At 64.9% G+C, this 13,251-nt stretch carries 11 protein-coding genes and 2 pseudogenes; 2 read left to right on the top strand and 11 right to left on the bottom strand.

What is annotated here, in order from left to right; genetic code table 11:
- The 8 genes and pseudogenes from J7396_RS19815 to tssB form a co-directional block, all read right to left on the bottom strand.
- Window positions 1-618 (bottom strand): annotated as a pseudogene (locus J7396_RS19815) (type VI secretion system ATPase TssH); the annotation flags it as partial.
- Between the two features lie 56 nt (window positions 619-674).
- Window positions 675-1,715, bottom strand: a complete 1,041-nt coding sequence (gene tssG / locus J7396_RS19810) for a type VI secretion system baseplate subunit TssG (protein ID WP_209261979.1) — start codon at window positions 1,713-1,715, stop codon at window positions 675-677.
- A complete protein-coding gene (gene tssF, locus J7396_RS19805) occupies window positions 1,679-3,562 on the bottom strand; it encodes a type VI secretion system baseplate subunit TssF (protein ID WP_209261978.1) in 1,884 nt (627 codons plus the stop codon). The genes tssG and tssF overlap by 37 nt, the downstream gene beginning before the upstream one ends.
- Window positions 3,563-3,566: 4 nt before the next feature.
- On the bottom strand, window positions 3,567-4,070 hold the full coding sequence (gene tssE, locus J7396_RS19800; protein ID WP_008572544.1) for a type VI secretion system baseplate subunit TssE: 504 nt from the start codon (window positions 4,068-4,070) through the stop codon (window positions 3,567-3,569).
- A gap of 6 nt (window positions 4,071-4,076) precedes the next feature.
- Window positions 4,077-4,870: pseudogene (locus J7396_RS19795) on the bottom strand (type VI secretion system accessory protein TagJ).
- A gap of 211 nt (window positions 4,871-5,081) precedes the next feature.
- Entirely contained in the window at window positions 5,082-5,585 is a 504-nt protein-coding gene (locus J7396_RS19790; protein ID WP_008572542.1) for a type VI secretion system tube protein Hcp, read from the bottom strand.
- 82 nt (window positions 5,586-5,667) lie between these two features.
- Window positions 5,668-7,161, bottom strand: a complete 1,494-nt coding sequence (gene tssC, locus J7396_RS19785) for a type VI secretion system contractile sheath large subunit (RefSeq protein WP_057680777.1) — start codon at window positions 7,159-7,161, stop codon at window positions 5,668-5,670.
- Window positions 7,162-7,165: 4 nt separating this feature from the next.
- Complete coding sequence (tssB, locus tag J7396_RS19780; protein WP_008572540.1) at window positions 7,166-7,675, bottom strand: type VI secretion system contractile sheath small subunit; 510 nt, start codon at window positions 7,673-7,675, stop codon at window positions 7,166-7,168.
- A gap of 313 nt (window positions 7,676-7,988) precedes the next feature.
- On the opposite strand from tssB, the gene tagK reads away from it, so the two are divergent.
- Window positions 7,989-8,660, top strand: coding sequence for a transcriptional regulator TagK (tagK, locus tag J7396_RS19775; RefSeq protein ID WP_008572538.1), 672 nt, complete (start codon window positions 7,989-7,991; stop codon window positions 8,658-8,660).
- A gap of 96 nt (window positions 8,661-8,756) precedes the next feature.
- Here the strand turns inward: tagK and J7396_RS19770 are convergent, their stop codons facing one another.
- Together J7396_RS19770 and J7396_RS19765 are read right to left on the bottom strand one after the other, a co-directional pair.
- A complete protein-coding gene (locus tag J7396_RS19770; RefSeq protein WP_008572535.1) occupies window positions 8,757-9,203 on the bottom strand; it encodes a universal stress protein in 447 nt (148 codons plus the stop codon).
- A 250-nt stretch (window positions 9,204-9,453) separates the two neighbouring features.
- On the bottom strand, window positions 9,454-10,035 hold the full coding sequence (locus J7396_RS19765) for a sugar O-acetyltransferase (RefSeq protein ID WP_008572534.1): 582 nt from the start codon (window positions 10,033-10,035) through the stop codon (window positions 9,454-9,456).
- 449 nt (window positions 10,036-10,484) lie between these two features.
- On the opposite strand from J7396_RS19765, the gene J7396_RS19760 reads away from it, so the two are divergent.
- Window positions 10,485-10,709 (top strand): hypothetical protein, encoded by a 225-nt coding sequence (locus J7396_RS19760; RefSeq protein ID WP_033478655.1) that lies wholly within the window; start codon window positions 10,485-10,487, stop codon window positions 10,707-10,709.
- 182 nt (window positions 10,710-10,891) lie between these two features.
- Here the strand turns inward: J7396_RS19760 and uvrD are convergent, their stop codons facing one another.
- On the bottom strand, window positions 10,892-13,078 hold the full coding sequence (gene uvrD / locus J7396_RS19755) for a DNA helicase II (protein WP_014091425.1): 2,187 nt from the start codon (window positions 13,076-13,078) through the stop codon (window positions 10,892-10,894).
- Window positions 13,079-13,251 lie beyond the last annotated feature (173 nt).

Genomic DNA, 13,251 nt, shown 5'->3' with positions numbered 1-13,251 from the left:
GCGTGCTTGTGCGGTGAGGTCGGTGGTGAATTTCTTCAGTGCTTCCTGCTTTCCCAGTGCGGCCGGCGCGATGGCGCCGCTAGCCTCCCCAGGTGCAGCGGTCTGACCGAGTGAGAAACCATCGCTGGGCAGCAAACCATCTTCCGGGGAGCCGGCCACGATCTGCGCAAAGTCTTCGCTGAGTACCGCGGGCTTGAGCTTGTCGAACTCCTTGGAGATCGCCAGTAATGCATTACGCAAACCGCGCACGCTCAGAATGCCAACCACCAGATAGCCGGTGCGCACCTGCGCTTCACCAAAACTCAGTGAGGCATACACCCAACCGCGCTCCACCGCTTCTTCGACATTGGCCGACAGGTCGGTGACGGCAGTGGAACCGCGCGGCAAGGCGTCCAGGGCCGACGTGACATCACGCGCCAGCGTGGAGGGGTTGAGCTGAAAGTGTTTGATGATGCGGTGCAGGTCCGAGTCCTGCAGCTGCAGCAACTGATGCAGCCAATGCACCAGCTCCACATACGGGTTGCCGCGCAGCTTGCAGAACACGGTGGCGCTTTCGATGCCGCGGTAGGCCAGCGGATTGAGCTTGCCGAACAGGGCACTGCGGGAGATCTCGGCCATGGTGCGTCCTTCGAAGTCGGTACGTTACGTGTGAGCGAAAGGTAGAGCGGTGTGCGTCAGCCCGATGGGCGCAGCAGCACCTCGTCGGCGTCGGCAATGCTCCAGGCGCGACGGCCGAGCCAGGTATCCAGGCCCAGCCGGCTATTGCGCGCCAGGTGCGGCGTGGGGACCTCGTCGGCCTTAAGCAACAGCTGCAGTTCCCAGCCAAATTCGTCGCCCAGATAACTGCGCACCGCAGCGGTGAGTTGCCTGAGCGCCTGGCCGCCCGGAAGAAAGCGTTGAAACGCCAGGCGCGGCAGCGGCCCCAGGCAGATGCGCACGCCTTGCTGGGCGCCACGCACGTGTGCGCCCACCACGCTGTCCACGCCCAGCCGCGCGTTGCGCGGACCCAGACCAAGTTGCAGGTGCGCATCGGCCGGCAGGCGCATCCATTCGGCGATGAATTCCTGTACCTGCACCGGCCATTCGAACAACTGCTGCAGCAGGGCACGCAAGCCTTCCGGCGTGCGCGTGGCGGTGCCAAGACGGCCGGCGTAGTAACGACGTGCATCGTCTGGCAACGCGTCGCGGTCGCGCAGATGCGGGCTGGCGATGCCGACCAGTGCATCCAGCCAGGCACGGAACTGGTCGCTCGCCGGGCGCTCGGCCTGCACGCTGGGCTGTGCCTGCGCCCAGGCGCGGTAGAACAGGCTCAGCATGCGGTGGTGGAACACATCGGCAAATGCGGCAAAGGTGCCGTCCTTGGCTTGCTGCGCACGCTCGATGGCGTATTCGGTCAGGTGCAAGGGCAATGGTGCATTGGGACCGAACAGGCCTAAAAACAGACCGTACAGCGCGGCAGGCTGATCGTGCGTTGCCGGTGTGTAGCGGTGCAGCGCATGGGGTGCGAATGCCAGTGATGGCGCATGCCGCAGCCGCAGCACATCGTCGCTGGCGCGCGTCGATTCACCCAGGCGTGGCTGCAGCGGATGGCAGCGCTCGATCGCGCGCAAGGCAGCGAACGGGCTGAAATCCTGTGGCCGGGTCTGCATCGCCTGGGCCAGCGCCGCAGCCGCGGCGCTCACAGGCGTGGGCGCGTGCCGGGCTGGGCTGGCCATCGGGCCACCTCGTTGCGTTCGGTGGTGCGCAGCACGGTTTCGGTGAAGGAATTCACCGAGACATAGCGCGCGAAGAAGTGCCGCAGCACCGAGGCCAGCAGGAAGGCGCCGGTGCCTTCGAAGGCGGCGTCCTCGCAGGTCAACGTGATCTCCAGGCCGCGGCCGAAGGTGATCGGGCCAGGCACCGGGATGCGCCGCACGATCGGTGTGCCGCTCACCTGCTTGACGCCTTCGATCTGCCGCTGCGCGGATGCGTCGAACGGGTCGCAGTACAAGGTGAGGATCTCGCGTAGCGCAGCGGCGCCGTCGGGGCCGTCTTCGAAGAGCGAGAGATAATTGAGCTGCAATTGGCTGAGCAGGCGCCACGCAGTCTGCCCATCCGACAACGCCGGGCGCGGCTTGGTCGGCCCGGCCACGCAGCGCACGCTCTGGACCGGCACGCCGCTGTCCATGGTGAAATCGGTGGTGCCCTTGCCTACCGGCATATGCAGCGGCAGATCGCGGTTGCTGCACCACAGTTGCAGCCCAAGCTGGCGCAGGCGCGTTCTGTGCGGCTGATCGTCGGCATCGACCAGGCTGACGAACACTTCGCTGCCCACATAACTCGACCGCGCGCCATCGCGGCGCTGGCGGGCCGATAGCATGCGCGGCTCGCGGCGCATGCTGTAGAACGCGCCATGCCGGGCATGCCAGGTGCGTGCGTCGCCACCATAGAACGGCGCGAAGCGTTGCTCCGGCTCCTGACGATCGCCGAAGCCTTCCACTTCGCCCAAATGATGGATCTCGAAATCCATCGGCCGGGTGCGGTCGGCCAGCACGTGGTATTCGTGCAGGCCGGCGTGCAGATGGATGCGATCGGCACGCCGTGGGAACAGATTGATTGCCGGGGTGCAGAACAATTTGAAATGCTCGGCGCCCACTGCCGCAGCCAGGCTCGGCAGGCTGCGTTGCAGCAACACCACCACCTCGAAGCTGCTGCCGTGCAACCGCCGCAATGGCGCGCGTAGCCCGGTGAGTTCTGCGAACAGAAAGCGCTCCGGACAGGCGAAGTATTCCTGCAGCAGGCGGTAGCCACTGAACGAACGGCCGTCGTAGGGAATCAATGCATCGTCGTCGGCAAAGCCGCGCATCTGCACGGCATCGGCGCCCAGCGTCGTCTCCAGCGTGCCACCGCTGGCATCGCTGCCACGCACCACCACGGCGGTGGTATCGGCATGCAGCTGCTCGTACAACCGCTTGGGCAAGCCGTCGGCGCCGGCCAGGAACAGCGGCAGCTGATCCAGCGCCAGCGCGTGCGTCTGCACGCCACCTACCAGCTCAAAGCGCAGCCGCACGCCGGCACGCACCACGCGCCCGGCCGGCAAGGCGATGCCGGCAGCCGCCAACGCGGCCGGCGATTCAAGATACTTGGCCTCGGCCAGCTGCAGCGGCCACAAGCTCACTGCATGCGCGGTGCGAAATTCGCAGGCGGTGCGCTCGCCCGGGCCGACCAGGCTGCGCAGCGCGCTTTGCCGCGGCACCACCACGCCTGCTGCCAGCCCGCTGTCTTTCAGATCCGGCTGCAACTGCACCACCGCCATCGACGGCAACGGTGCCAGATAATGCGGGTAGACCATCTCCAGCAGGTGCTGGGTGAACACCGGGTATTGCGCGTCCAGCTTGAGTTGCACGCGCGCGGCCAGGAACGCGAAGCCTTCCAGCAACCGCTCGACATACGGGTCGGCACATTCGAACGCGTCCAGACCGAGCCGCCCGGCGATCTTGGGATACTCGCGCGCGAACTCGGCGCCCATGTCGCGCACGTGCTGCAATTCGCGGGTGTAGTACGGCAGCAGGCGCGGGTCCATGGCGTCAGCCGTGCCCTTCGACGACATCGAGCCGCCCGGTTTCCAGGTCCAGCGCGGTCTTCAGATACAGATTCAACGGCAGCGGTTGCGCCCACATCTCCGATTCGATGGTGAACAGCAGCGAGCGCCGGTCCATGCGTGCGGCATCGGCATGCACACTGACGCGCAGCGTCTCGGGTATCAGCCGCGGTTCGAAGGCCAGAATCGCCTCGCGGATGCGCTGTTGCAGCGCTGCCGCATCGATGCCGGCCACTGCAACACCGGCCAGGTCCGGGATGCCGTAATTCAGCACCGAGCTGCGCACCTGCGGGTGCGCTTCCAGCGGGCGGCTGGTTTCCAGATTTACGGCATTGAGCAACCACGAAAGATCGCGGATCACGCATTCGCGCAGGCGCGTGGCCGAGATCACGCGTTGCTCGCGGCTCTCTTCGCGCTGGCTGGGCGCGGCATCGGTGAGCCGGTCCAGTAGCGAAGGCTGCAAGCGTTCGGTGGTGGTGAGTTCGGCCATGGCGTGTCAGCCCGCGTCGAACTGCACGTCACGCACATCGAGCAGCGCAATCTCGTGCGACTCCGTGCTCCACATGCGCTGGCCCAGGCCGATTTCGCCCTGCGTGCCGTGGGTCCATTCGGTGCGGCGCGCCAGTTGCAGCTCGCCGGCATCCAGGTGCTCGCTGCCGGGGTAACGCACCGGCAGGTAGCCGAAGGCCTGGCCGCCGTTGCGCCATAGCACGCTCACCGGCGCCCACACGGTGTCGCGCAGATCCAGCGGCGCTTGCATGCGCAGCTGCTGGATCTGACTGAGCGGGGCCCAGGCATAGCCGCTGTCGAGCATGAGCTCGATGCAGGGTCCGAACGGGTATCGGCATCTGCAAGCCACTGGAAGCGTTCGCCATCGAGCACGCCGGCACTGGTGGGTGCCCGTTCGAAGGCCTGCGCCCGCAACGCCGCAGCTTGTTCGCCATGGCCCTGCGCCGCCAGTTGCAGCGCCTGCAGATGCATTGCCAGCCACTCGGCCGGTTCGCCAATCACATGCGGTAGCCGCGTGCCGGCAAACACCTCGGCGCGCGTCTGTTCGCCCTGCAGCACTGCAAGGTACGTCTGCACCAAGGGCAGCGTGGCGGCATCCAGTTCAGCGCAGGCGCGCAGCTGATCTGCGGCGCGCGACCACTGCCCGAGGACGGCCAGCAACTGAAACAGGAACACGCGCTGCGCTGCATCGGCCGGTTGCCGGCGCACCTGCTGGATCAGTTGCTGCAACGCCTGCGCCGGCTCGCCTTGGGCAAGCAGGGTCTGTGCGGTGGCATCCATCGCGTGGTTCCTTATCGAAGAAGGTGGCGGTGCCGTGCGCGGCACCGCCCGTCATTGCATTGCCGCCATCGGAGGCAGCCAACGTCACAGCGCCAACATCCGCTGGGCGGCTGGGGCGGCGCAGCGCGCGCGTCTACACGCGTGCTGCATGCCGCACTGCCTCGCCAAACTCTCCTGCGTGGCGAAGGCGTCGTGGTTGCCTGCGTTCGTGTTAGGCCTTGGCCACACCCTGGATGTCGTAGGTGAATTCCTTCGCGCCACCCTGGGCGGCACCCTTGTCGTCCTGCGGCTGGAAGCCGTACTTGAACTTGCCGAAGTGCAGCGTCACGTTTTCGGTCAGGCGGTCTTCGCCGCCGGAACCGCCGGTCGACAACGAGGTAATCAGCACGCCTTCGCTCAATTCCAGGGTGAGAAAGTCGCTCTGCTCGCCAGTGGCGTTGGTGACATACAGCCAGGCGTTTTCCACACGCGCCCCGGTGCATACCGCATCGAGCAATGCGTTGGAGCAACCATCCACGTATTTGGTGATGGAGATGTCCTGGATATGCGCCTTGCCACCGCTGGCCGAGCCGCCACCGGTGTGCAGGTCGCCGGAATTGCTCGCGCCCCACGACCAGGCCAGGATCGGAATTTCGCCCTTGTGCTTCTTGTGGTTGGACGCGCCTTCGATCTTGACCTTGCCGCTGCCGAACTTGATGTGCATGTCGAACGCCATGGAACTGCTCCTTCAATGAGAGTGACAACACGAGGTGGCGCGACGCGCATTCGCGTCGTGCCCGTGACGCGAATGCGTCGGATCAGGCCTTGGCGGCCGAGGGAAGGCGCGAGACCAACCGCAACGACACGGTCAGGCCCTCCAGCTGGTAATGCGGCTTGAGGAAGAACTTGGAGCTGTAATAGCCCGGCGCGCCTTCCACTTCTTCCACCACCACCTCGGCGGCAGCCAGCGGCTTGCGCGCCTTGGTTTCTTCGCTTGAGTTGGACGGGTCGCCGTCGATGTACTGGGTGACCCAACGCGTCAGCCAGCTCTGCATCTGTTCGCGATCGGAGAACGAACCGATCTTGTCGCGCACGATGCACTTGAGGTAATGCGCAAAGCGGCAGCACGCGAACATGTAGGGCAGGCGCGCGCCCAACGCTGCGTTGGCGGTGGCATCCGGGTCGTCGTATTCGTCGGGCTTGTTGAGCGACTGCGCGCTGATGAAGGCGGCCATGTCCGAGTTCTTGCGATGCACCAGCGGCATCAGACCCATCTTGTCCAATTCGGCAGAGCGGCGGTCGGTGATTGCCACTTCGGTCGGGCACTTCATGTCCACGCCACCGTCGTCGGTGGGAAAGGTGTGGGTGGGCAAGCCTTCCACTGCGCCGCCGGATTCGATACCGCGAATGCGCGAGCACCAGCCGTACTGCTTGAACGAGCGATTGATGTTCACCGCCATCGCATAGGCAGCGTTCTGCCAGGTGTACTTGGACGAGTCAGCGCCGGCAGTGTCTTCTTCGAAATCGAATTCATCCACCGGGCTGGTGGCCGCACCGTAAGGCAGACGCGACAGCGTGCGCGGCATCGCCAGACCGATGTACTTGGAATCCTCCGATTCGCGCAGCGAGCGCCATGCGGCGTAATCGGGCGTGGAAAAAATCTTCGCCAGGTCGCGCGGGTTGGAGAGCTCGCTCCAGTTGTCCATGCCCATCAACTTGGGCGCGGCCGCGGCGATGAACGGTGCATGCGCGGCAGCAGCCACCTGCGCGATGCCGTTGAGCAGTTCCACATCCGGCGGGCTCTGGTCGAAGTAGTAATCGCCGACCAGGCAGCCATACGGTTCGCCACCGAGCTGGCCGTATTCCTGCTCGTAGACCTTCTTGAAGATGGGGCTCTGGTCCCAGGCGGTGCCCTTGTAGCGCTTGAGCACCTTGCCCAGTTCCTTCTTGCTGATGTTCAGCACGCGGATCTTGAGCTGCTGGTCGGTCTCGGTGTTGTTGACCAGGTAATGCAGGCCGCGCCAGGCGCCTTCGAGCTGCTGCAGATCGGCGTGATGCAGGATCTGGTTGAGCTGCTCGGTGAGGGCACGATCGATCTCGGCGATATAGGCCTTGATGGTCTGCGACACGTCTTCGCTGACCACATCGCTGCGGTTGAGCACCTGCTCGGCCAGCGTGCGCACGGCCGATTCCACTTCTTCCTTGGCGCGTTCGCTCTTGGGGCGGAACTCGCGATTGAGCAGCGCGGCAAAGTCGCCCTGTTCGGTTGTTTCGGTGCTACTGGTGGCCAGTGCGGCTTCGGTCGCGGACATGGCGTCAGGCTCCTTCCGGTTCGGAGGCAGGCTTGGCGGCCGACACCAGCGACTGCAGCAACGCCGGGTCGCGGATGGCGTTGGCAATCAGCTGCTCTGCACCGGCCTTGCCGTCCATGTAGGTGTCCAGGTTGGCCAGCTGCGTGCGCGCTTCCAGCAACTTCGCCAGCGGCGCAACCTTGCGCGCGATGGCGGCCGGCGAAAAGTCGTCCATGCTTTCGAAGGTGATATCCACCGCCAGCTCGCCTTCGCCGGTGAGCGTGTTGGGCACCTTGAACTGCGCGCGCGGCCGCATCGACTGCAGGCGGCTGTCGAAGTTGTCGACGTCGATCTCCAGTGCCTTGCGCTCATCCAGCGAGGGCAGCTCACCGGCATTGGCGCCGGACAGATCGGACATCACCCCCATCACGAACGGAATCTGCACCTTCTTCTGCGCGCCGTAGACCTCCACGTCGTATTCGATCTGCACCCGTGGCGCCCGATTGCGGGCAATGAACTTCTGACTGCTGGCCATGCCTGATCTCCGATTGAGCTTGCCCGTTGCGCCAGCGTGCGGTGCACGTGCGCTGCCATGTGGCTTGGATGTCGCCGGCCCGGCGGAATGCCTGCAGCCTGCGTGCGACGCCGCTGCCGCGGGCTAGCCCGCAACCGCCGCGCACCACGCGGACCGAAGCGGCGGGCCGTGCGATGACGCTTCCTCAGCGCTGCGGCGAGGATAGAAATGCGCCCGTGGGCTCACCCGACAAATCGTCTCAATCGCCGCGATCGTGCGCAGGCAGGCACCGATGCGTGATCCAGCGCCGACTTTGTGAAAGAGGCGTGATGGGTTGGCGCTGCTTTTCTCGGTTGACCAGGGGACAGGCCCCGGGGAGTGGGCCGCAGGCAGCATCCGCATGAGCAGCACCGGTTACTACAGCGCCATCGTTCCGCACGTATCCACGGCCGGGGAGGCACACACGCCGCTGATGATCGACCTGCTGGCGTATATCGAGCAGCACATCGGCGAGGCGGAGTTGGGCACCGAGTCGTTGCAGCACGCGTTCGCGTTATCGCGCGCATCGCTGTACCGCCTGTTCCAGTCGCGCGGCGGCGTGGCCAGCTATATCCGCGAGCAGCGGCTAAGCACCGCGCACCGCTACCTGCAGGCCTATCCGGACTGCAGCCTGACCTGGTTGCTCTACGAAATGGGCTTTGCGTCCGAGCGTCAGTTTCAGCGCGCGTTTCAGCAGCGCTTCGGTATGCCGCCCATGCAGTGGCGTCGCCAGTGCCGCGCTGCGCCGCATCTTCCTGCGCCACGGCGTGGTCACTACGTGCCGATGTGGCGCTTCATGCGCGAACTGAGCCAGCACGTACAACCCGAGTACGCATCCATGCGTAGCGGCGCGGCCACACCCACGCACGGCTCTCCGCTGGTGCATACCGAAGCACTGCGCCGGCTCGCCCGACCGGTCCGGCGCTTTGCGGCACAACTGGAGCCGATGGAGAGCGAAGTACCTTGAGTTGCGTAGGAGCGCGCCTGGGCACGAGGTGCATGACCTGGGCGCCACATCGCGCCCAGGTACGCGCCCAGGTGAGGCAAGGCACTGGCATCGGCATCAGCGAATGACCAGTACCGGAATCGCACTGTGGGTCAGCACTTCCACCGTCTGGCTGCCGAGCAGCATGCGCTGCATCCCGCGGCGGCCGTGCGAGGTCATGATGATCAGATCGCTGTTGCAGTCCTTGGCGGTCTGCACGATGCCCTCGGCCGCGAAACGATCCAGCACATGCCGCGGCGTGGCCTTGATGTTGGCAGCGGCGGCCAACTCCAGCGCCGGGCGCAGGATCTTTTCGGCGGCCGCTTCGCGCTCTTTGCGGTATTCGGGGCTGGCCTCGTAGCCCACGCTCCAGCCCATTGCGTCGTACATGCCCATCGCCCACGGCTCGGACACGGTGACGATATCCACTTTCGCACCGGTCGCCTTGGCCAGCTCCAGGCCTTGAAACAGGCCGCGATGCGACAGCTCGGACGCATCAATGGCGATCAGGATTCGTTTGTACATGATGACCTCCCGGATGGACCGGCAGCGGCGCCGGCGATTTGAGATTGACAGCACTCAACAACGCAGACCTTGATACAAATCAATCTTGCACGTCACGGACTGTAGCGCTTCAAGCCGCTCATCTGGCTGACGAGCAACCATCACCTCGGCGCCAGTAACGCGCTCAAAACTGCCCTGTTTGCGTATGAGCTGCATTGCGCAGCGGCCACGTCCGCCTGACAGCTTCGGTCGCGGCGCTTCTTGGTTGCCTTCAGTCGGTGGGCGCTTCATCGGCAGCACCCCGGGGTACGCGCACGCGCGCCGGATTGCCCACGGCGGTCGCGCCGGCCGGCACATCGCGCGTGACCACCGCACCGGCACCGATCACTGCGTCGTCGCCGATGCTGACGCCCGGCAGGATGATCGCCCCGCCACCGATCCACACATTGCGCCCGACGCGAATCGGCCGTCCGAACTCCAGCCCGCTGGCGCGTCCGGCCGCATCGCGCGGATGATCGGCAGCGTAGAACTGCACGGCGGGCCCCACCTGCGTGCCTTCGCCGATATGCACCTGACAGATATCCAGAATCACGCAATTGAAATTGAGGAACACGCCCGCGCCCAGATGGATGTTGTAGCCGTAATCGCAATGAAATGGCGGCCGGATCACCGCACCGGCACCCACCTCGGCGAGCCGCTCGACCAGCAATGCATGCCGCTGTGTGGATGGCTGCGCGCCAGTGGCGTTGTAGCGCTCCATCCACGCCGCCGCCGCCGCTTGATCGGCCTGCAGTTGCGCATCGGTGGCGTTGTAGAGCTCGCCTGCCAGCATCTTCTGTTTTTCGGTTTGCATGCCGCCGGGTACCTGTGCAATGAACTGCTGACAGGGTGGCATGGATGCAGCGCGCTACGCATCGAGCGATGCACCAATAGCCCCGATTGCCGGCTCAAAGTGGCTTATAGAACCTCGCGATCTGCCTATTCGCCAAAGCGATTGGCGCGCTCACCACCGGAAACCGCCAATGGGAGTTCGAGCACCGGTCTCACCCGCGAGGTGACTGTGTCGCCATTCCACCGCTTGTCGCATCCGTTGCAATGCCGCGGCGCCAGCATCGATACTCCAGGCCGTGCCCTTCCGGTGCGACCACGTTCAAGGATGACGTCATGACACGATTTGTAGCAGCCTGCGTTGCGTTCTTGCTGTGGGCATGCCTCAGCACACCTGCACACGCAACCACCTCACTTTCTTTTGAAGAGAGTGGCTACTCCATCCTGTTCGAAATCGGGCACGACACCCGACCAGTGATCGCCAGTCTTCGTTTCAATGCACCTGGCGACAGCGCGGGCATCTGGTTGCAAGGCAATTTCCAGGTCACGACGTTCGATACCAAACGCAGAATCCTGCGCCTGATTTACACAGGCGACGACACGCGCGTGCCGCCCTTTACCCTGGTCGTGCTCGCCAACAAGTCGACACTGGCCGTGAACGGCAAGCAGATCAACTCAAGCTTCAGCTGGGAAATGTAGGCGCGCAACAGCGCAGCGGAGGCAACGCTTCATCCATCGATCATCTGTCACAGATGGTCATGCGATCTCGCTCGACGTATGAGGTGCAGCAGCGGCCGGCTCTGCTTGCTGCACGCACAATGCAACGGCACGACGCCCTCGCCTGCTGAACAACGCGCAATCGCTGACGAGTGCCGAGCCGCCTACACCACAGTCAGATTGGCGTAGGCCATCACCAGCCACTTGGCGCCGACCTCGTCGAACTGCACCTGCACGCGCGCATGCGCGCCAGCGCCTTCGTAATCGACTACCACGCCGCCGCCGAACTTGGGGTGTTCGACATTGGCGCCGAGCTTGATCGGCGCGGTCTCCACGATGCCATGCACCGGGCCGCCGCGCGCCGCGCCCAGCGATGCAGTGCGCGAAACCTGCACCTTGGGGCGTACTTCGTTGAGCAGGTCGCGCGGAATCTCGCGCAGAAAGCGCGAGGGCACGTTGTAGTTGTCCTGGCCGTGGATGCGGCGTGATTCGGCGTAGCACAGCACCAGCTTCTGCCGCGCGCGGGTGATGCCCACGTACGCCAGGCGACGCTCCTCTTCCAGCCGCCCGCTCTCTTCCAACGAGCGCGCGCTGGGGAACAGGCCGTCTTCCAGACCGACCAGGAACACGATGGGGAACTCCAGGCCCTTGGCCGAATGCAGCGTCATCAGCTGCACGCCTTCCTCGCCAGCCTGGGCCTGGCCTTCGCCGGCCTCCAGCGAGGCATAGGCCAGGAAGGCGACCAGCTCGGTCATGCCCTGGCTGTCTTCGTCATCGGGGCGGGTGAAGCGCGAGGCGACCGACACCAGTTCGTCCAGGTTCTCGGTACGCGATTCCGAATCCAGCCCGCCACGGCTTTCCTTGGCCCAATGCTCGCGCAGACCCGAGCGCATCAGCACATGGTCGATGCGTTCGGCCAGTTCCATCTGTCCGGTTTCGGCATGCAGCTGGCCGATCAGGCTGAGGAAGCTGGCCAGGGCATTGCGTGCGCGTGCGGCCAGCGTGTTCTGCTGCGTGCACAACATGGCCGCTTCCCACAACGACAGCGCACTGGCACGCGCCAGCCGGCGCACCTCATCCAGCGTCCGGTCGCCAATGCCACGCGTGGGCGTGTTGACCGCGCGTTCGAAGGCCGCGTCGTCGCTGCGGTTGGTGAGCAGGCGCAAATAAGCCAACGCGTCCTTGATTTCGGCACGTTCGAAGAAGCGCATACCGCCATACACGCGGTACGGCAACTGCTCGGAAATCAGCGCTTCTTCCAGCGCGCGCGATTGCGCATTGCTGCGGTAGAGCACCGCTACTTCGCCATAACTACCGCCGTCGCGCACCCACTGCCGTGCACGCTCGACCACATAACGCGCCTCGTCCACTTCGTTGTAGGCCGCATACAGATCGATCGGATCGCCATCGCCGGAATCGGTCCACAGCTGCTTGCCGATGCGGTCCGGATTGTGCGCGATCACCGCATTGGCCGCGCCCAGGATATTGGCGCTGGAGCGGTAGTTCTGCTCCAGCCGCACGGTCTGCGCGCCGGGGAAATCTTTGAGAAAACGCTGGACATTCTCGACCTTGGCACCGCGCCAGCCGTAGATGGCTTGGTCGTCGTCACCCACCACGAATACATTGCCCGATTCGCCGGCCAGCACGCGCACGAAGGCGTACTGGATGGCGTTGGTGTCCTGGAACTCGTCGACCAGAATCTCGCGGAAGCGCGCACGGTAATGCGCCAGCAAGGCCGGGGTGTCGCGCAGCAGTTCGTGCGCGCGCAGCAGCAACTCGGCGAAATCCAGCAGCCCGGAGCGGTCGCAGCGTTCCTGATAAGCCGCATACACCTGCCGGCGCACTTCGGTCCAATCGTCGTTGGGCTCGGGCTGGATATGGTGCGGACGGCGGCCCTCATCCTTCTGCTCGTTGATCCACCAGCTCATCTGCTTGGGCGGATACTTGCTCTCGTCCAGCTCCAGCGCCTGCACCACGCGCTTGACCAACCGCAACTGGTCGTCGCTGTCCATGACCTGGAAGCCTTCCGGCAACCGCGCGTCCTGCCAATGCAGACGCAACAGGCGATGGGCCAGCCCGTGAAATGTACCGATCCACATCCCGCGGCTGCCATTGCGCAGCTGCAGGTCGGTGCGGTGACGCATTTCGCCGGCCGCCTTGTTGGTGAAGGTCACCGCAAAGATGCCGTGGTTGGGCACGCCCTGGACTTCGTTGAGCCAGGCGATGCGATGGATCAGCACGCGCGTCTTGCCGGAGCCGGCGCCGGCCAGCACGAGGTAATGCCCCGGCGGCGCAGAAACGGCCTCGCGCTGGGCGGGGTTTAAATGATCGAGCAAATGAGAGACATCCACCGGCGCATTTTACCGGTTGTGGCGTCGCTGCGGCTGAGATTGCGATGAAGCGGTTTGGGAAGAGGGCCTTCCTGGACATGTCAGCATCGAGCAGGGACTGCACTCGCCCATCTCCCCTCGGGGAGAGAAGGCACGGCTTACGTGCCGAAGGCGCGCGTGCCTTTGAGCGGCCG

The sequence above is a fragment of the Xanthomonas sp. A1809 genome, assembly GCF_017746015.1.
Lineage (GTDB): Bacteria > Pseudomonadota > Gammaproteobacteria > Xanthomonadales > Xanthomonadaceae > Xanthomonas > Xanthomonas euvesicatoria.
This window is presented reverse-complemented; position numbering and strand designations above follow the sequence as displayed.

Coding starts and splice junctions, on each gene's coding strand:
- tssG (WP_209261979.1), bottom strand. CDS start 1,715: ATGGCCAGCCCAGCCCGGCACGCGCCCACGCCTGTGAGCGCCGCGGCT.
- tssF (WP_209261978.1), bottom strand. CDS start 3,562: ATGGACCCGCGCCTGCTGCCGTACTACACCCGCGAATTGCAGCACGTG.
- tssE (WP_008572544.1), bottom strand. CDS start 4,070: ATGGCCGAACTCACCACCACCGAACGCTTGCAGCCTTCGCTACTGGAC.
- J7396_RS19790 (WP_008572542.1), bottom strand. CDS start 5,585: ATGGCGTTCGACATGCACATCAAGTTCGGCAGCGGCAAGGTCAAGATC.
- tssC (WP_057680777.1), bottom strand. CDS start 7,161: ATGTCCGCGACCGAAGCCGCACTGGCCACCAGTAGCACCGAAACAACC.
- tssB (WP_008572540.1), bottom strand. CDS start 7,675: ATGGCCAGCAGTCAGAAGTTCATTGCCCGCAATCGGGCGCCACGGGTG.
- J7396_RS19770 (WP_008572535.1), bottom strand. CDS start 9,203: ATGTACAAACGAATCCTGATCGCCATTGATGCGTCCGAGCTGTCGCAT.
- J7396_RS19765 (WP_008572534.1), bottom strand. CDS start 10,035: ATGCAAACCGAAAAACAGAAGATGCTGGCAGGCGAGCTCTACAACGCC.